The sequence below is a fragment of the Allobosea sp. genome (assembly GCF_048595345.1).
Taxonomy (GTDB): Bacteria; Pseudomonadota; Alphaproteobacteria; order Rhizobiales; family Beijerinckiaceae; genus Allobosea.
In genome coordinates this window covers 1-17,635 of the sequence record NZ_JBMDWH010000122.1, presented here as the reverse complement: position 1 = coordinate 17,635, position 17,635 = coordinate 1, and the positions used below count along the sequence as shown (strand labels likewise).

Below are 17,635 nucleotides of genomic sequence, written 5' to 3'. Positions count from 1 at the left end.
GCTACGGTTGCGGGTGTCTCGTCGCCCAACCATTTGCCAGAACATCCTGCGTGTGCTCGCCCAGATGAGGGGGTGAATGACGCATCGCAGGTTCCCAGTTGCTCCAGTCGCCCACAGGCCCGAAGAGCCGCAAGCTTTCGCCGTTGCTCGTCCTAGCGTCATGGAAAAACCCAGTCGCCGCGAGATGAGAATCGTCGACGAGTTCTTCGAGAGACCTCATCGCGACGACTGTCAGACCGACTGCCCGGAGTGTCGCCACCCAGTGCGCCGTCGGCAGAGTGCGGGTGATGTCGCTCACCATGGTGAAAAGGGCTTCGCTGTTGATGGTGCGCGAAGTCATATTGCTCAGCATGGGGTCCTTCGCGAGGTCGGGGTCGCGTCCGAGCGCCGTGAGGAAGCTGCGCCACTGCGCGTCGGTGTAGATCATGCAGCAGATATGGCCGTCGCTCGTCGGGAACGGGCCTCGATCGCGAACCATCAGCCGCGGATAGCCCATGGTCCCATGCGCTGGGCGGAAGGTCTCGCCGTAAAGATGGTCGCCGAAAAGCAGGCTTGCCAGCGTCTCGAACATCGGCACGCCCAGCTCACATCCATTGCCCGTCCGCTCTCGTTGATAAAGCGCGGCGCTGATCAATCCAAAGGCATAGAGCCCCACAGATCGGTCCGCGATATTAGCTGGCACGTAGCGCGGGCGGCCATCGCTCAGCCTTCCAACCAGATCGGCAAGCCCGGAAACGGCTTGAATAAGATCGTCGAACGCGCCTTGCTCGGCATAAGGGCCGCGCTGACCGAAACCGAAGAGTCCCGCGTAGATGAGGCGGTGGTTCATCGCCGAGAGCGCTTCGTATCCAAGACCGAGCCGCGCCATAGCCTGCGGCCGCATGGAATGCACCAGCACGTCGGCCTCGCCCGCCAGGCGCAGAAGTGCCGCCTTGCCTTCCGCGCCCTTGAGATCGAGGACGACGCTTCGCTTGTTGCGATTCAAATGGACGAAGAGCGGGCCGAGGTCCGAGCCGGGTGGCGCGCCGGCCCGGCGCAAGACATCGCCCTCCGGAGGCTCGATCTTGATGACATCAGCCCCGAGATCTCCGAGGACTTGAGTCGCGAGCGGTCCCATGACGATGGCCGTGAGGTCGAGGACTCGAACACCTGCCAGAGGCGCGCGCTCGACGGGCATGGGGACGTTCAAGCCGCGACCCTCACCAGTTGCTTCCCGAAGTTTGCGCCGGTCATCATCCGAAGGAATGCCTCGGGCAGCCGCTCAAACCCGTCGAGCACGTCCTCCCGGGTCTGCAGCCTGCCATCACGGTGCAGGGCAGAAAGCCGAGCAATCGCCTCGTCGCGGCGGTGCCACCAGTCGAAAACGACCATCCCCTGAACCATCGCTCGGGAGACGATCAACTGCGATGAAGCCCTCAACCCGATGTCGTCCTGCTCGAAGGCGTTCGCGAGCGCGATGCGACCGCAGATGACCACACGTGCTGCAACGGCCAGGTTGCGCATCACCGCATCGTGGATGGGTCCTCCGGTATTGTCGAAGAAGACATTGACGCCACCAGGAGCGAGCTTGGCCAGAGCACCCCGCAGATCCGGCTCGGTTTTGTAGTTGATCGTTTCGTCGAAGCCGATCGAGCGGCACCAAGCCAGCTTCTCGTCCGACCCTGCGATACCGATGATCCGCGCGCCGCTCAGCTTCCCGAGTTGCCCGACGAGCTGGCCAACCGCCCCAGAGGCGGCCGACACGACAAGGACGTCCCCCGGCTTCGGTCTGCCGATCTCGAACAGGCCGATATAGGCTGTGAGGCCGGGCATGCCGAGCCAGGATAGAAAGGCCTGCGGCGGCGCCAGCGCCGGGTCGATTTTCATGACCTGGGCGACACCGGGCAAATCCGGGGTCAGCACAGCATATTCCTGCCAACCGAAGGTCATCGCCTCTGCGAGGTCGCCAACGCGCCAATCCGGATGGTTCGACGCGATCACCTCGCCCACGCCGCCCCCTTGCATGAGTTCGCCGATCGCGACGCCGCGCGTGTAATTCGCTGAGGGGCTGATGCGCCCGCGCATGTACGGATCGAGGGACAGCCAAGTCGTCTTGACGAGGATCTGTCTCTGCCCTGGCTCCGGGGCGGCGGCGGCATGCAGCCGCCAAGTCTCCGGCGTCGGCATGCCTGTCGGGTGTTCCGCGAGCAACCATTGGCGGTTCGTCATTGGGGGGCGACTCACAAAGTTGAACGGCTTCAGATGGGCGCATCGGGGAGCTTCCGGGCGCTTCGGAAGTCCCGGACCTGAAAGTGGAGTCCACTTTCCAGTCCGGTCGGATGGTCCGGCGCTCACCAAGATCACCGCGGTCGCGCCCGATAGGGCGTCCGCGGCGATGCTAGCCCTTGACCAGAGAACACACCGGGTCCGCCTTCTGGAACGCCTCCTCGGCGGGAATCTTCTCCAAAGTCTCGTAGATATCCCACTCGCTCTTTGAAGCAGCCGGACTTTTCACCCGAAAGATATACATGTCGCGGATCGCGCGACCATCCTCCCGGATGCGCCCGTTCTTGGTCATGAAGTCATTGATCGGCGTCTGCTTCATCTTCTCCGCAACCTTCGACGCATCGTCGACGCCAACGGCCTTGACCGCGTTGAGATAGTGCAGGACCGCGCCATAGGCGCTCGCCTGGATCATGTTGGGCATTTTCTTGAAGCGGTCGAAATACCGTTTTGCGAAGGCCCGTGTCTCGTCGTTCTGATCCCAGTAATAAGGTGCGGTCACGAGCAGGCCCTGACCGGCCTGCAGTCCGAGGGCCTTGACGTCGTGAAGCGTCAGGCTGAGTGGCGCAATCTTCTGCGCAGGACGAATCCCGAATTCGTCCGCCTGCTTGACCAGCCCCGCGACATGCGCGGTCGTGGTGGCAAGGGCGATGACGTCGGCACCCGATCCTTGGGCCTTGAGGAGGTCGGACGAGAAATCCTTGATGTCGAACGGGTGGCGCGTGGCACCGACGACCTTGCCGCCGGCAGCTTCGATCATTGCCGTGGTATCGCGCTGGGTGTTCACTCCGAAGGCATAATCGACCGTCATGAAGTACCAGGTCTTGGCGCCGGACTTCGTATAGAACCGTGTTACGCCCAGTGCCTGGCTGTAGTTGTTGTAGGTCCAGTGAATTCCGTTGGGGCTACAATTCTTCCTGGTCAAATCGCTCGACGCGGAGCTGAGGAAAACGACCAGCTTGTTCTTGTCCCTCGCGAGTTCCTGGACACCGAGCGCAATCGAAGTCAGGCCAATGTCGAAAATAGCGCTGACGCCCTCGTCATACCATGCCCGGGCCGCTGTGACGCCGACATCAGGCTTGTTGAGATGATCGGCCTCGAGAACCTGAATCGGACGGTTGAGGACGGAGCCGCCAAAATCCTCCACGGCGAGCTTGACCGCTGCGACGGTACCCGGTCCCGACAGGTCGGCGACCATCCCCGACATGTCGCTGAGTACGCCGATCTTGAACGGAGCGGGCTGCTGCGCCCAGGCACCGGTTATCGGAAACGCCAGCATGGCCGGCACTGCGAGGACGGCAAGCCGCCGCATTCTGTTGAAGAACCGCAAGCTCTCGATCCTTGATTGCGACATGGAGCTCCTCCCAGAGCTGTAGTGTTCAAGACGATTGTCGAGCGCCGGTCGTCCGAAGGCCTTCGCCTTCACGCCCGGCGAGGCCGTTCGGACGCCCGCCGACGCGCAGTCGAGCGCGGCATCGAGATCGGCGCCGGCCGCTTTCTCGAGCGATCCGACGCTGCGCTCATTCGCTGGATCGCCAACGGATATCCGGCTTCTCCCGGAACACGGCGACCCGCGATCAGGAGATCGACATCTTGCGAAGCGCCCTCACCCGTGTCCGAAAAGACCGTCATGGATCAGCACTCTTCCGTGCCAACGCATGCTCCGACGCCCCAGCCCCTTTCGTCAGAACGATGCGCCCGGACACCTGATTTTCGTTGAGCAGGGTCATTGCCCGGTTTGCCTCGTCCTTGGGCATCCGGTGCAATGGAATTCGCGACAGCTTTCCTGCCGCTGCCAGCGAGACCACGTCGCGAAGGTCCTGAGGTGTTCCGGTATTGCTGCCCTGGACGGTCCTGGCCAGGAACACCATGCCCGCCAGCGAAAGCGGAATTTGCCCCCCGCCGACACCGACCATAATCAGTTTTCCGCCCTTGCCGAGCACAGCCGTGGCGAGTTGGGCCGTCGCGGTGACGTTGACGAAGTCAATCGCGCCGGACAGCTTTCCGCCTGCGGCCGCCTCGACCTGTTGAGCGGCATCGGCGGCTGCGCTGTCGATGGCCTGTGTTGCGCCCATATCGAGAGCGGCTTCCCGCTTTCTCGCATCGATATCGGCCGAGATGATCCGGTCGTGCCCGAGGGCCTTGAGCATCGCGATTGCCGACAGTCCCAGTCCGCCGGCACCGATGAGCAGCACTGGGCTATCAGGGGCCTGGGGTTGAAGCTTCTTGATGGCGGACAGGACCGTGATGCCGGAGCAGCCGAACGTTGCCGCCCAGGCAGGATCGATCCCGTTCAACGGCACGAGATAGCGCGCGTGCGGAACCACCACCCGTTCCGCGAACCCACCATGCCGGAGCACGCCGAGGCTTTGCTGGCGCATGCACAGATTGTCGTCACCGGCCGCGCAGCGGTCGCAGTCACCGCAACCGATCCATGGATAGACGGCGCATTGCTCGCCGATCTCGATGCCTTCAGCGTCGGGCCCGTGCGCAATGATGCGGCCGGAGATTTCGTGGCCGATGGCGCGCGGCAGAGTAACGCCGCGATCCCTCAATCGCATGATCTGGCCGCCCCCCATATCGTAGGAGCCCTCCCAAAAATGCAGATCCGAGTGACAGACGCCGCAGTGGCTGACATCGACGACAACCTCCGTTCCCACTGGGACCGGATCATCCACTTCGATGCATTGGAGCGGTGCTTTATTCTCGACCACGGCCCAAGCGCGCATCGAAGCCTCCAAAAAAGACAGACATCAGCGCCGGCCGGAATCCGTGCTGGCGCTCGCTAACGAACGGCGAATTGGGAGACGAGCGCTTCTCGGTGTCCGCATGGTTCAGCGGACCGAAATTCCCTCAGACACACGACGGCGCTTTGCGCGAAGTTGCCATGGCGTTCTGCCTCCCGATTATTTCTCTTTGGACGGCAACATCAGGCAGCGGAAAAAATATGTCAATGGCCCTACCATTGACTCTTATTGCGACTGAGCCGTAGTCATGACCTGAGCTTTAGATGCATTTGTCCGGTCGGGAGCCCGTTGCTTCCGCCCTTGATTGGCAGGTCCTGCGGTCGGCGGCGGCAGCTGATCGGAGCCATCGATGAGCCGGCCACCCGGCGCCGCGTGAGGGAAACAATGTCGATCGATCTCGAAGTCCGGGACGGTGTCGCCGTCGTCACGATCAATCGCCCGGAGCGCCTGAATGCGATGGATGCCGACCATTACCGGGGCCTGTCCGAGGCATGGATCAGGATCCGCGACGACATCGATATCCGCGTCGCGATCGTAACCGGCGCCGGCGAGCGGGCCTTTACCACCGGCGCCGATATCAAGAGCTTCGTGGCCAATCCTGCCGATCTGTCGCAAATGTGGCTGACCCAGCGGGATCAGTTATTGAACCGCGGCCTTGAAGTCTGGAAACCAGTGATTTGCGCCGTTAATGGCTTGTGCCTTGGTGGCGGAATGACGCTGCTGCTCGGCACGGATATCCGCGTCGCCGCGGAGCACGCCTCGTTCAGCCTCGCGGAGGCGAAGCGTGGCGTCATTCCGGCAAACGGCGGCACGCAACGCATTCTTTCGCAGCTGCCCTATGCCATTGCCATGGAGATGTTGCTGACAGGCGACTCGATCGATGCGGCAACGGCCCTGCGCTGGGGCCTGATCAATCGCGTCGTTCCGTCTAACCAGTTGATGGATGCTGCGTTCGACTACGCTCGCCGCATTGCGGCGGCTGCACCGCTGGCCGTGCAGGCGGCGAAGGAACTCGCCATCCGTGGCCAGGACGTGGATCTCCCGACGGGGTTGCGAATGGAGCAACTCGTGTTGAGGCTTCTGCAAAGCACGGAAGATGCTAAAGAGGGAGCCGCAGCCTTCGCGGAGAAGCGGCCGCCAATTTATTCCGGGCGCTAGCATCAGGCTCAACGGAGAGCGGAAGTATCGGACCGCTTCATCCTAGCTCGGCGCGAGGACTGAGACAGTTCGAGCGACGGGAGCCTCTGTATATGAACGTGGACCTTGAAATCGCCGGTCCGGTAGCGACGATCAGGCTCAACCGCCCTGACCGCCTCAATGCACTCTCCGAAGAGATGAAGGATGCACTGGCGAAGCTGTTAGCGGTCGTCGACAGGGATCCCGCCATCCGGGTGGTCGTTCTCGGCGGCGTCGGCCGCGGCTTCTGCGCCAGCGGCGACGTGACGACCATGGGGCAGTTCACGGCTGTATCCGCACGCGAACGCCTCAAGCGCGCGCATCGCATGATCATCGCTCTTGCGAACCTCGAGAAGCCTGTCGTTGCCAGCGTTCGCGGGCCAGTGGCCGGCATCGGCTGGAGTCTGGCTTTGGCGTGCGATGCGATCATCGCCTCCGACACGGCGATCTTCTCCCAGGTCTTCCGTAATGTCGGCCTCTCTCCTGACGGAGGCGCCATCTATTTCCTGTCCCGGATCGTCGGCGAACTGCGAGCAAAGGATTTGGTTCATAGGGCGCGCCAGCTCGGCGCTGCGGAAGCCCTCTCGCTCGGGCTCGTTACCCAGGTCGTGCCGGACACCGAGCTTGAAGCCGAGACAGGTCGTTACGTCGCCGAGCTGCTCGACGGTCCACATTTCTCGTTTGGAACGACTAAGAAGATGTTCAAGATGCTCCATACCCCCAGCCTCGAGACCTATCTCGACGCAGAAGCATGGGCTCAAGGCAACAACCTGCTGACGAGCGATCATCGGGAAGGTGTCACCGCGTTCCGCGCCAAGCGAAAGCCCGACTTTACCGGGACCTGAGGCAAGCGGGACACCGTCGCGGTCCCGGCCGGATCCGCACTGGCCTCATTCAGCCGGTGCTCACCGCGTCTTCGCACGGCCGGAGCACGACGCGCCCGACGACCAGCCCGTGTTTGAGGTCGTCCAACGCGGCGGGTGCCTGCGACAGCGGGCGGATATCGAGCGGCGTGACCGGCAGGCCGTGCTGTTTGGCGAGAGCGATGAGTTCTCGCAATTCAGCAAGAGAACCGACGTAACTCCCCATGATCGTCAGCACGTTTAACGGAATGAGTGGGACTGCGACCGTCGCCGCGCCGCCGTACAGCCCCGCGATAACGAGCGTTCCGGTGCGATCGAGAGCTTCTACTGCGAGCTCCATCGTCGCGCTCGAACCGACGACGTCCAGGATGGCCCATACCCCCTCTGGCACGGCGGCCCTGATCGCATTCGCGGCATAGGGACCCGGCTCGATGGCAGCACTCGCACCGGCGACCAGCGCTGCGTCGCGTTTCGCCGCATCTCTCTCGACGACAACGACGCCGCTCGCTCCCAATTGCCTGGCGATCCCGATTGCGATCAGACCGAGGCCGCCGGCTCCGATGATCACAATCGGTGGCCTTTCGACCAGAGGGCCGAACTTTTTCAGGGCGCTATAGGTCGTCAAACCCGAGCACGCCATCGGAGCCGCGGCAATCGGGTCCAGATCGCCGAGTTCGACAAGGTATCGTGGATGGGGAACGTCGATATACTCCGCAAATCCGCCGTCGCGATTGACGCCGACGAACCGAGGCTTGCGGCACAGATTCTCGAAACCCGTCGCGCATCGATCGCACTCTCGGCACCCGATCCAGGAAAAGACCAGACAGCGATCCCCGATCGTGATGCCCTTCGCTTCAGGCCCACATTCGACGACCTCGCCTGAGACTTCATGCCCCAGGACCCGCGGAAATCGGATGCGTTGCTTGAAAGAGAATTGCCGCCCGGCACCCAGGTCGTAATGACCTTCGCAGAGATGGACGTCGGTGTGGCAGACACCGGCCCCGATAATGCGCAGCCGGACAGCGGTGCCAGTCAGCGGCGGCAGCTCGACCTCGGCCGGCAGCACAGCCTGGCCGAACTCGTTGATCTGGTAACACCGCATTCTGCGCATGATCGGCATCTCCCGTCGTCGGACAATGTGCAGCCCATCAGCTCGCCGATCGCGGAAAGGTCCCCAACTTGGACGCACGCTCACAAAGTCGGTCGAACCGTTGTACCAACGCCGGGTCCTTCTGCCGTCAGAAGACGCCCGACAGTCGAAAGTCGAGATAGCCGAGCACGCAGGCCACGATGATGATCCCGCGGCCGAGGGGGCCGTGCAATCGCCCGGACCGGTTGCGCCCGAGTGTTTCCAGGCTCGAAAACCTTGGCGCTTTGCGATGGCTCCCGCAATCGGGACAATCCCAGCGCGAGAGCGACAATCTCAACGTGAGCTCACTTGGCCATCAGCAGAGGGCAACCTGACTTCTCGGCTGGTTCGAAAATCTCCTTCGCAGGGAGCGTCGCGGAGATTTCGAACACGTCGCCCGCGAACCGGGACTGCTTCGGCGCCTTCACGCGAGCGACATACAGGTCCATGATCACCCGTCCGTTCGGCAGGATCGACGCATTCTGGATCAATGCATCGGTGCCTATCGGCGTAGCTTTGAACTTCGCCATCACAGCATCGCCATCATCCACGCCCGCTGCCGCCACCGCTTTCAGGTAATGCGTGACAGCGGTGTAGGTGTTCGCGTGAACCATGCTCGGCATGCGTCCGTGCCGCTCCTTGAACCGGAGCGCCCACGAGCGCGTGGCCTCGTTCAGATCCCAGTTGAACGACGTCGCAAACTGAAGCCCCTCGCCCGCTTGGAGCCCCATGGCCTCGACCTCCGGCTGATGCACGTAGAGCGCGACGAGCTTGCCCGGGATGGCAAACTCCTTCGCCTGGCGCACAGCCGCGATCAGATCGGTCCCCCCGGCCGCGAGCGCGATCACGTCGGCGCCCGAACTCTGTGCCTGCAACAGAAAAGACGAGAAATCATGGGTCCCGATCGGGTGCCGCGCCGAACCGACGACGGTGCCTCCTTCCGCTTTGATGGCCCGGGTCGCCTCCGCCTCGAGCGCGTGTCCAAAAATGATATCTGTGGTGATGAAGAACCATTTCTTGCCGCTTTCGCGAACGAGGTCTTTCACCACGGCATTCGAGATGGCGTAGGAACTCGTCGCCCATTGCGTGCCGTAGGCCGAGCACTGCTTGCCGCTGAAATCCGGGGCTGTGCCTGCCGTGATCAGGGTCACTTTCTTACGCTCGGCGGCGACATTCTGGGCTGCGAGCCCTGTTGCAGAGACGCCGCCATCGGCGATTGCGCTGACACCGTCGACGTCGAACCAGCGTCTCGCGATCTGCCCGGCTATGTCAGGCTTGTTCTGATTGTCTGCGACGAGGATCTCGATGGAGCGCCCAAGCACCTTGCCGCCGAAATCGCTCGCGGCCATTCGAGCCGCGAGTGCCGAGCCGGGGCCGCCCTGGTCTGAATAGGGACCGGACTGATCGTTGGATATCCCGATCCGGAATGGCTTCGTGTCCTGACCGACGGCAGGAATGACAAGCGCGATCGTCATCGATAGGACGGTAGCTAGCTGCGTCAGACGTGAATGCATGCTTTCACTCTCCCTCGACGGCGGCGTTCTGTTGGCGACGCCTGCCGCACTCCGCAAACTCGATCTCAGCAATCCCGATCGGCGGAATCGAACGCCGCCCGACGATGTTCGCAGCGTCCACGCATCAGTCACCCGGCCGCAGCCGTCGAACCGGATGCTTCGGTACAGGAAGGATCAATCCCCAGTTCTCTCAGGATCGCATCGGTATGCTCGCCATGCAGCGGCGGCGGCCTATCCAGCGTCGCGAGCGAGCCGTCGAAGCGAACCGGTAGCGCGATCCCGTGTATCTCGCCTGTGCCCTCGCGCTCGTACGACAAGATCATCCCACTGGCATCGGTATGCGGGTGACTGAGCAACTGGGCTAGGTTGTTGATCGGTGAGCACGGAATGCCGGCGTTCGACAGCGTCTCGTGCCAGTGTCCGACCGTTCGATGCAGCAGCGCCCGTTGAACTAGCTCCACGGTCCGTTCTCGGTTTCGAACACGGTCGGCATTGCTCCGGAAATCGGGGTGATCCACGATGTCCGACAGGTTGGCGGCGCTGCAGAACTTGCGCCAGAGATTGTCATTCGCAACGCCGATCATGATCGCGCCGTCTGCAGCCTCGAAGGCCTGATACGGACAGAGGCTTTCGTGGCTGGATCCACATTTCTCGGGTTGGACCCCTTTCTCCCAGAAACTCTGGAGATTGTACGCCATCAGGCCCAAAGCGGTGTCGTAAAGCGACACGTTGACCGTGCCTCCACCTGCCCCCGCCTGCCTTGCATACAACTTGGCCAGGATGCCGGTCAGCGCGTGCATGCCGGTCATCTGATCGATCGGGGAAATCGGACTGCGAATGTAGCTGCCGCCTTCCTCGCCCGTCAGGGACATCACCCCGCAGAAGGCCTGGAGGATGACGTCATAACCGGGAGCGTTCCGCATCGGCCCTGTCCTGCCGAAGCCTGAAATGCTGCAATGAATCAGGTTGGGATTGATGTTCCTTAGCGTTGCGGCGTCGATTTCGAGGCGCTCGGCGACGCCAGTGCCAAAACTCTCGATCGCCACGTCGGATATCTTGGCGAGGCGATGAACCACGGCACGGCCGCTCTCCGTTTTCAGATCGAGCGCAATGCTGCGCTTGTTGCGGTTGACGCTCAGGAACACAGCACCGAGCCCCGGAGCCCGAAAAGGCGGCCAACCTCGTGTCTCATCCCCCTGATGAACAGGTTCGACCTTGATGACGTCAGCTCCCATGTCAGCCAAGTATTGGGTGCAGAGCGGCCCGGCGAGAACTTTGGTGAGATCAAGGACTCGAACGCCCTGTAGTGGCTTGGACAACGAAATTCTCCCGTCCCGCAAATTTGGCCGGTAGCAATGGAGCGGCAGGCTACTTCTTTTCAATCTTGGCAATCTCGACAAGGCGCACCCATCGCGCTGCATCCTCGTCGACAAATGCTCCCAGCTCTGCGGGCGTTGTGGGAAGCGGTTCGGACCCGATCTGGTTGATGAAGGCCGTCATATCCGGCTCTTTCAGCAACTCTCTGAGCGCGGCATTAAGACGATCGACGATCGGCTGGGGCGTACCGGCGGGAGCGAACGCCGCGACCCACGCAACGATGTTGAAATCGGGAATTCCCAGTTCCACCAGCGTGGGGACATTGGCCAGAGTCGGGATCCGTTTAGGCCCGGTGACCGCCAGCACGTCGAATTTCTTCTCCTGGATCATGCCCAAGGCACTTGCTGGGTCGGGGAAAAACACGTCGATCCTTCCGCCGATAAGGTCCGTCAGCGCCTGCGGCGAGCCGCGGTAAGGCACATGCGTCATTTCGAAGCCGAGCTTAGCCTTGAGCAGTTCTCCTGCTGCGCGACCTCCCGTATTGCCGCTGCCGTAAGATAGCGGGGTCTTCGCATCCTTGGCCGCCTTCACAAATTCTGCGAAATCCTTGGCCGGGAAGCCGGGACGTACCGCGACCATGAACGGGATCCGGATGATGCCGCCGATCGGCACGAAATCCTTCTTGGGATCGTAAGGCAGGTTCTTGTAGATGCTCGGATTGGCGGCGTGGGTCGTATTGGTCGTGATGAGCAGCGTATAGCCGTCAGGCGCGGCGCTCGCGACCTGCCGACTGGCTATGATGCCATCGGCGCCAGCCTTGTTCTCGATGATGAACCCGCGCCCGAGGAGCCGGGCAAACCCATCGCCAACCTTCCTGGCCACCGAGTCTGTCGCGCTGCCGGCGGGGAAAGGAACGATGATCGTCACCGGCCTCGTTGGATAGGTCGCCTCCTGAGCACTGGCAGGAACCGGCATGAAAGCGACGCAAAGCGCCGCGGCAGCGAGCCACTTCGAAATCATCATCGTCAAGCCTCCCGGTGCCTGGCCTGTCTGAACAGCCCAAGTCTCTTGGCGCATTTCTCTGCGCTTAACGGGAACTCTAGGACCTTTCCTTTCAATGGTCAAACCATTTGACGATTATAAGAGATGGGACTAGGTCTTCAGGAAGAAGAGGAGTTTGACCAGATGAAATTGCGGTCTCTGCTATTCGTCCCGGCTGACAGCGAAAAAAAGTTCGCCAAGGCACAGGAGAGTCGCGCTGATGGGCTGATCCTCGATCTTGAGGACGCCGTTGCGCCGGACCGAAAAGCCATCGCACGTGATATGCTGGGCAATATCATTGCCGCTCGGCCTGACCGGAACTGGTCGCTCTGGGTTCGCGTCAACGCATTGGACACGGGCCTCACGCTGAGCGACTTGTCCGCGATCGTGAAGCCCGGCCTCGACGGCATCATGGTGCCCAAGTCCAATGGAGCAGCGGACATCCAGCGGATCGGCCATTACCTCGATGCGTTGGAGGTGCGTGCCGGAATGGCTCGGGGCACCGTCAAGATCATCGTGGTCGCGACCGAAACGCCAGTAGCCATGTTCAATCTCGGAAGTTATTCCCCGCCGCATGAGCGCCTAGCCGGCCTGACATGGGGCGCTGAGGATCTCGGCGCGGTCATCGGCTCCGTCACGAACAAGCAGAGCGACGGCGAGTGGACGCAGACATACCGGATCGTCCGTTCCATGTGCCTTTTCGCGGCCGCCGCTGCCGACGTCGCTCGGATCGACACGCTATACGCCGATTTCAGGGACGAGGCCGGACTGGCAAGCAGTTGCGAGGCCTCTCGGCAGGACGGCTTCACGGGCCGGATCGCCATTCATCCGGACCAGGTGGATACGATCAACAGGTGTTTTTCGCCATCCGATGCGGATCTGACGCAGGCTAGGCGGATCATTGCGGCATTCGAGTCCCAACCCGGGATCGGAACCATCGGCATCGACGGCAAGATGTACGACATTCCCCATCTCAAGCTGGCGCATCGCATCGTGTCCGCCGCCGGATAAGCCAAGTCTAGTCGGTCGGAAGGTCGCCGTCCTCGCGCGCTTTCGTCAGGAAACGTGTCTTCGCGACATGACGCTGCATTCGCCTGAATGCCGCGGCCCCGTCGCCAGCCTCAATGGCAGCGAAGATACGGGAGTGCGCCTTCACAACCTCTTGGCGCACCTCCTCGGTGTCGTACTCCTCGCTGATCGTAGACAGCGCGACATCGTAGGAGATCGAGTACAGGAAAGCCGAAAGCAGCTCGTTGCGGCTCGCGGCGGCAACGGCGTTATGCCAATCGATGTTGATCGCGGCAAATTGCTCGCGATCTCCGATGGCATCCACCAACTCTGCGTGAAAGTTGCTCATTTTCTCCAGATCAGCCTGGGTGCGACGCTCAGCCGCCATCTGTGCCAAGGACGGCTCCAGCGTCTCGCGTGCCTCCTGCACGGTGCGCAACGTCAGTTGGCGCCCCCTCACGAACTGTGTGACGAAATGAGCCATCGCGTCGTTGCCGGGCCGGCTGACGATGATGCCTCCAAGTCTGCCGAGCTTGGTCTTGACCAGCCCTTCGACCTCGAGCTTCCGGAGCGCCTCCCGAACGGAGCCGCGACTGAGACCCGTCTGGGACACCAACTCCCTTTCGGTTGGCAAACGGGCGCCTTCAGCCAGCGCGCCATCAAGGATTGTCTGACGGAGCCTGTCGGCCAGAACCTCATAGGATTTCGGCACCATGATCCGGCCGAGCTTTGCGTCGGCGCCCCGTCCCGCATTGCTCATGTCTGTCCTTCGTGGCGACCTATTGCCCAACAAACGTTCCTTGGAGAAATGGTAGGAGCAAATCAAGCGCAATTCGTTTGCAACGATGCGTCCTTCGCCAGCGCCGCGACCTTACCATGACCTCCTAATTGGTCAAACCATTTGACGTTTAACGCGGCGGTCGTTAGCACTGCTGGCTCAAGGTTCGCCGAGACATATTTGCGGGTCGAAACCGCACATGAGGACCTGGCCGCCCGCCGCCTGAGGGCGAAGGGTCGGATGCCATTTGGAGTGCGAATGATGAAGAAGCTGTCGAAAGTCATCATCAGCTGCGCGATCACCGGGTCGATCCACACTCCGACCATGTCGGAAGCGCTCCCCATCAACGCGGACATGATTGCGGAACAGGCTCTCGGGGCGGCCGAGGCGGGCGCCGCGATCCTCCATCTCCATGCGCGAAAGGAGGCCGACGGATCTCCTTCCTCGGCGCCGGAGGACTACATGCGCTTCCTGCCTCGCATTAAGCACGGCTGCGACGCGGTCGTGAACATCACCACCGGCGGCGGCCTCGGGATGAGCCTCGATCAGCGCCTGCTCGCAGCGAACACGCTCAAGCCCGAGCTCGCTTCGATGAACATGGGTTCGCTGAACTTCGGCCTGTTTCCGGCGGCGGAGAAGATCTCGTCGTTCAAGCAGCCCTGGGAGAGGGGCTATCTCGAAATGACGAAGGACTTCATCCTCTCCAACACCTTCTCCCAGATCGAGCGTGGCATCACGGAACTCAGTGCTCACGGCACCCGCTTCGAGTTCGAATGCTATGACGTGGGCCATCTCTACAATCTGGCCTGGGCCGTGGAACGAAAGCTGGTGGAACCACCCTTCCTCGTCCAGTGCATATTCGGCGTACTCGGCGGCATCGGCCCGGACGCCGAGAACCTGATGCACATGAAGCGAGTTGCCGATTCCCTGTTCGGCGACGACTACATCCTCTCCGTTCTCGGCGCCGGTCGCCATCAGACGAGCCTTGTCACATTGGGAGCCATCCTCGGCGGCTGTGTGCGCGTCGGACTCGAGGATTCCATCTATCTCGGCAAGGGCGTGCTCGCGCGGTCTAATGCCGAACAAGTGGCCAAGATCAAACGCATTCTGGCGGAATTGTCGCTCGAGGCTGCGACGCCTGACGACGCACGCCAGATGCTGCGCCTGAAGGGCGTGGACCAGACCGCCTTCTGATTTGCTCGGGAGGGCACGACATGAATGACCTGAACGAAGACCAGCAGGCAATCCGCAACGGCGTCGCGGCCGTCTGCAAGCGGTTCGACGACGAATACTGGTCGGAATGCGAGCGCGAAGCGCGTTTTCCGCGCGAATTCCACCAGGCGATGGCCGCCGACGGCTGGCTCGGCGTGACCATGCCGATCGAGTATGGCGGAGCGGGCCTCGGCGTCACCGAAGCGGCGCTCGTAATGCACACCGTGGCCGGCTCCGGTGGAGCCATGGCGGCCGCATCGTCGATCCACATCAACATGTTCGGACCGCACCCCATCGTCGTTCACGGCTCGGCGGAGCAGAAGGCGCGCTGGCTTCCACGTCTGGTTTCGGGAGAGGACCAAGTCTGCTTCGGCGTCACCGAGCCGAATGCGGGCCTCGACACCACGAACATCACCACCTTCGCCAGGAAGGTCGAGGGTGGCTATCGCATTTCGGGCCGAAAGATCTGGACTTCAACGGCTCAGGTCGCCAACAAGATCTTGATCCTGACCCGAACGACGCCGCGCAAGGATGTTAGCCGCGCCAGCGACGGGATGACGATCTTTTACACTGATCTCGATCGCTCGTGTTTTGAGGTGAAGAGCATTCCGAAGCACGGCCGGGCCGCCGTGGACTCCAACATGGTCTTCATCGACGATGTTTTCGTCCCGGAAGCCGACCGCATCGGCGAGGAGGGCAAGGGCTTCTCCTATCTGCTCGACAGCCTCAATCCCGAGCGCATCTTGATCGCGGTAGAGGCGATCGCGATTGGGCAGGATGCCCTGGCGCGCGCCTCGCGCTATGCTCGCGAACGCCATGTCTTCGGTCGGCCCATCGGCCAGAACCAAGGCATCCAACACCCACTCGCAGAGCGCTGGATTGCGCTGGAGGCGGCGTCGCTGATGGCGATGAAGGCTGCAACGCTCTACGACTCGGGCAAGCCGTGTGGCGCTGAGGCCAACGGCGCCAAATTCCTCGGCGCGCGAGCGGGATACGATGCGTGCCTGCAAGCCGTAATGACGCATGGCGGCATGGGCTACGCCAAGGAATATCAGGTCGAGCGGTTGTTGCGTGAGGTGCTGGTGACGCGCCTTGCTCCAATCAGCGAGCAGCTCATTCTGTCTTACATCGCCGAGCGGGTGCTTGAGCAGCCAAAATCCTATTGATGGTGCACCATTCGATATCTCTCCATCGTTCAGAGACACAGACCGACATCATTTCCGGCAACGGTCAGCCCATCCCGAAGAACGGGTGGGCGGTTCCGACTGAACCGCTCCGGGTTTGTCGGAGGCTCCAACTCCTGAGAAGGTGGAGCTATGACGAGCAAGACAACAAACAAGTTTTCGCCTGAGGTGCGTGCCCGCGCGGTTCGGATGGTGCTGGATCACGAGGCCGAGCATCCGTCGCGCTGGGCGGCGATCACGTCGATTTCGGCCAAGATCGGTTGCACGGCGCAGACGCTGAACGAATGGGTGAAGAAGGCCGAGGTCGACAGTGGCCGCAAGCCCGGCATGACGACGGACATGGCGGCAAAGCTTAAGGCTCTGGAGCGCGAGAACCGGGAGCTTCGACAGGCGAATGAGATCCTGCGCAAGGCATCGGCGTATTTTGCCCAGGCGGAGCTCGACCGCCCGTTCAAGCGATGATCGCCTTCATCGACGATCACCGTCAGGTCCATGGGGTCGAGCCGATCTGCAAAGTGCTGCCGATCGCCCCCTCGACCTATCATGCTCATATCGCCAAGCGCGCCGATCCCGAGAAGCTGTCAGTGAGGGCGAAGCGGGATATCACCCTGCAGCCCGAGATCGCCCGCGTCTTCGCCGAGAACTTCGAGGTTTATGGCGTGAGGAAGGTCTGGCGGCAGATGGTGCGCGAACGCTTCGACGTGGCGCGCTGCACCGTGGCGCGACTGATGCGCGGCATGGGGCTGCAAGGCGTCATTCGTGGCAAGCCCGTGCGCACCACAGTGCCGGACAAGACGGCGCCGTGCCCGCTCGATCATGTGAACCGGGTCTTCCACGCTCCTGCGCCCAACAGGCTCTGGCTCTCCGACTTCACCTATGTCAGCACCTGGTCGGGCTTCGTCTACGTCGCCTTCGTCATCGACGCCTATGCCCGTCGTATCGTCGGCTGGCGCGTGTCGCGGACTGCGCAGGCCGGCTTCGTGCTCGACGCGCTGGAGCAGGCCCTGCATGAGCGACGGCCCATCCATCGAGGGGGCCTCGTCCATCATTCCGACAGGGGATCGCAATACGTCAGCATTCGATACACCGAGCGCCTCGCCGAGGCCGGCATCGAGCCCTCCGTCGGCAGCGTCGGCGACTCCTACGACAACGCTCTCGCTGAGACGATCAACGGCCTCTACAAGGCGGAACTCATCCACCGGCGCGGACCCTGGCGAAGCTTCGAGGCCGTCGAGTTCGCCACGCTGACCTGGGTCGACTGGTTCAACAATCGCCGGCTGCTGGAGCCCATCGGCAACATCCCGCCGGCCGAGGCCGAGGAACGCTACTACGCGATGCTGGACGAACCAGCCATGGCAGCATGACTCAAACGAAACGGCCTCCGACAAACCCGGAGCGGTTCAA

15 protein-coding genes and 1 other annotated feature are annotated in these 17,635 nt (G+C 62.2%); of the genes, 6 read left to right on the top strand and 9 right to left on the bottom strand.

Going from position 1 to position 17,635, the window contains the following annotated elements; translation table 11 throughout:
* Position 1 precedes the first annotated feature (1 nt).
* The 4 genes from ACOJTB_RS12070 to ACOJTB_RS12055 form a co-directional block, all read right to left on the bottom strand.
* A complete protein-coding gene (locus ACOJTB_RS12070) occupies positions 2-1,177 on the bottom strand; it encodes a CaiB/BaiF CoA transferase family protein (RefSeq protein WP_420102767.1) in 1,176 nt (391 codons plus the stop codon).
* Between the two features lie 8 nt (positions 1,178-1,185).
* The gene (locus ACOJTB_RS12065) at positions 1,186-2,208 is read right to left on the bottom strand and encodes an NADP-dependent oxidoreductase (RefSeq protein WP_420102766.1); all 1,023 of its coding nucleotides are present in this window, start codon (positions 2,206-2,208) and stop codon (positions 1,186-1,188) included.
* Positions 2,209-2,377: 169 nt separating this feature from the next.
* On the bottom strand, positions 2,378-3,592 hold the full coding sequence (locus ACOJTB_RS12060; protein ID WP_420102765.1) for an ABC transporter substrate-binding protein: 1,215 nt from the start codon (positions 3,590-3,592) through the stop codon (positions 2,378-2,380).
* 298 nt (positions 3,593-3,890) lie between these two features.
* The gene (locus tag ACOJTB_RS12055) at positions 3,891-4,991 is read right to left on the bottom strand and encodes an alcohol dehydrogenase (RefSeq protein WP_420102764.1); all 1,101 of its coding nucleotides are present in this window, start codon (positions 4,989-4,991) and stop codon (positions 3,891-3,893) included.
* Positions 4,992-5,393: 402 nt separating this feature from the next.
* Between ACOJTB_RS12055 and ACOJTB_RS12050 the strand changes: the two genes are divergently transcribed.
* Together ACOJTB_RS12050 and ACOJTB_RS12045 are read left to right on the top strand one after the other, a co-directional pair.
* Entirely contained in the window at positions 5,394-6,167 is a 774-nt protein-coding gene (locus tag ACOJTB_RS12050) for an enoyl-CoA hydratase/isomerase family protein (RefSeq protein WP_420102763.1), read from the top strand.
* A 92-nt stretch (positions 6,168-6,259) separates the two neighbouring features.
* Positions 6,260-7,030 carry an enoyl-CoA hydratase/isomerase family protein gene (locus tag ACOJTB_RS12045; protein ID WP_420102762.1) on the top strand — a complete coding sequence of 257 codons (771 nt, stop codon included), beginning with the start codon at positions 6,260-6,262 and terminating at the stop codon, positions 7,028-7,030.
* 49 nt (positions 7,031-7,079) lie between these two features.
* Here the strand turns inward: ACOJTB_RS12045 and ACOJTB_RS12040 are convergent, their stop codons facing one another.
* From ACOJTB_RS12040 to ACOJTB_RS12025, 4 genes are all read right to left on the bottom strand, one after another.
* Entirely contained in the window at positions 7,080-8,168 is a 1,089-nt protein-coding gene (locus ACOJTB_RS12040) for an alcohol dehydrogenase (RefSeq protein ID WP_420102761.1), read from the bottom strand.
* A 314-nt stretch (positions 8,169-8,482) separates the two neighbouring features.
* Entirely contained in the window at positions 8,483-9,691 is a 1,209-nt protein-coding gene (locus ACOJTB_RS12035; RefSeq protein ID WP_420102760.1) for an ABC transporter substrate-binding protein, read from the bottom strand.
* A gap of 128 nt (positions 9,692-9,819) precedes the next feature.
* On the bottom strand, positions 9,820-11,010 hold the full coding sequence (locus ACOJTB_RS12030) for a CaiB/BaiF CoA transferase family protein (protein WP_420102759.1): 1,191 nt from the start codon (positions 11,008-11,010) through the stop codon (positions 9,820-9,822).
* 49 nt (positions 11,011-11,059) lie between these two features.
* Positions 11,060-12,031 carry a Bug family tripartite tricarboxylate transporter substrate binding protein gene (locus ACOJTB_RS12025; protein WP_420102758.1) on the bottom strand — a complete coding sequence of 324 codons (972 nt, stop codon included), beginning with the start codon at positions 12,029-12,031 and terminating at the stop codon, positions 11,060-11,062.
* A gap of 123 nt (positions 12,032-12,154) precedes the next feature.
* Here ACOJTB_RS12025 and ACOJTB_RS12020 point away from each other — a divergent pair, with 123 nt between their 5' ends.
* Positions 12,155-13,060 carry an HpcH/HpaI aldolase/citrate lyase family protein gene (locus tag ACOJTB_RS12020; RefSeq protein WP_420102757.1) on the top strand — a complete coding sequence of 302 codons (906 nt, stop codon included), beginning with the start codon at positions 12,155-12,157 and terminating at the stop codon, positions 13,058-13,060.
* A gap of 7 nt (positions 13,061-13,067) precedes the next feature.
* On the opposite strand, the gene ACOJTB_RS12015 is transcribed toward ACOJTB_RS12020, so the two are convergent.
* On the bottom strand, positions 13,068-13,817 hold the full coding sequence (locus ACOJTB_RS12015) for a FadR/GntR family transcriptional regulator (protein WP_420102756.1): 750 nt from the start codon (positions 13,815-13,817) through the stop codon (positions 13,068-13,070).
* Between the two features lie 276 nt (positions 13,818-14,093).
* Here ACOJTB_RS12015 and kce point away from each other — a divergent pair, with 276 nt between their 5' ends.
* The 3 genes from kce to ACOJTB_RS12000 all read left to right on the top strand — a co-directional run bounded on the left by kce (position 14,094) and on the right by ACOJTB_RS12000 (position 17,595).
* A complete protein-coding gene (gene kce / locus ACOJTB_RS12010; RefSeq protein WP_420102779.1) occupies positions 14,094-15,029 on the top strand; it encodes a 3,5-dioxohexanoate:acetyl-CoA acetone transferase in 936 nt (311 codons plus the stop codon).
* A 20-nt stretch (positions 15,030-15,049) separates the two neighbouring features.
* Positions 15,050-16,213, top strand: a complete 1,164-nt coding sequence (locus tag ACOJTB_RS12005) for an acyl-CoA dehydrogenase family protein (protein WP_420102755.1) — start codon at positions 15,050-15,052, stop codon at positions 16,211-16,213.
* Between the two features lie 150 nt (positions 16,214-16,363).
* Positions 16,364-17,595 (top strand): IS3 family transposase gene (locus ACOJTB_RS12000; RefSeq protein ID WP_420102754.1). Its coding sequence is split into 2 segments (ribosomal slippage): positions 16,364-16,655 and positions 16,655-17,595, totalling 1,233 coding nucleotides; the frame shifts between segments, so codons are not numbered across the junction.
* Positions 16,648-16,764: a sequence feature (AL1L pseudoknot), on the top strand. Its footprint overlaps the gene before it by 117 nt.
* Positions 17,596-17,635: the final 40 nt, after the last annotated feature.

What these genes read in the sequence shown, in the direction of transcription:
- ACOJTB_RS12070 (WP_420102767.1), bottom strand. Translation starts at nt 1,177, where the DNA reads ATGCCCGTCGAGCGCGCGCCTCTGGCAGGTGTTCGAGTCCTCGACCTC.
- ACOJTB_RS12065 (WP_420102766.1), bottom strand. Translation starts at nt 2,208, where the DNA reads ATGACGAACCGCCAATGGTTGCTCGCGGAACACCCGACAGGCATGCCG.
- ACOJTB_RS12055 (WP_420102764.1), bottom strand. Translation starts at nt 4,991, where the DNA reads ATGCGCGCTTGGGCCGTGGTCGAGAATAAAGCACCGCTCCAATGCATC.
- ACOJTB_RS12050 (WP_420102763.1), top strand. Translation starts at nt 5,394, where the DNA reads ATGTCGATCGATCTCGAAGTCCGGGACGGTGTCGCCGTCGTCACGATC.
- ACOJTB_RS12045 (WP_420102762.1), top strand. Translation starts at nt 6,260, where the DNA reads ATGAACGTGGACCTTGAAATCGCCGGTCCGGTAGCGACGATCAGGCTC.
- ACOJTB_RS12040 (WP_420102761.1), bottom strand. Translation starts at nt 8,168, where the DNA reads ATGCCGATCATGCGCAGAATGCGGTGTTACCAGATCAACGAGTTCGGC.
- ACOJTB_RS12035 (WP_420102760.1), bottom strand. Translation starts at nt 9,691, where the DNA reads ATGCATTCACGTCTGACGCAGCTAGCTACCGTCCTATCGATGACGATC.
- ACOJTB_RS12025 (WP_420102758.1), bottom strand. Translation starts at nt 12,031, where the DNA reads ATGATGATTTCGAAGTGGCTCGCTGCCGCGGCGCTTTGCGTCGCTTTC.
- ACOJTB_RS12020 (WP_420102757.1), top strand. Translation starts at nt 12,155, where the DNA reads ATGGGACTAGGTCTTCAGGAAGAAGAGGAGTTTGACCAGATGAAATTG.
- ACOJTB_RS12015 (WP_420102756.1), bottom strand. Translation starts at nt 13,817, where the DNA reads ATGAGCAATGCGGGACGGGGCGCCGACGCAAAGCTCGGCCGGATCATG.
- kce (WP_420102779.1), top strand. Translation starts at nt 14,094, where the DNA reads ATGATGAAGAAGCTGTCGAAAGTCATCATCAGCTGCGCGATCACCGGG.
- ACOJTB_RS12005 (WP_420102755.1), top strand. Translation starts at nt 15,050, where the DNA reads ATGAATGACCTGAACGAAGACCAGCAGGCAATCCGCAACGGCGTCGCG.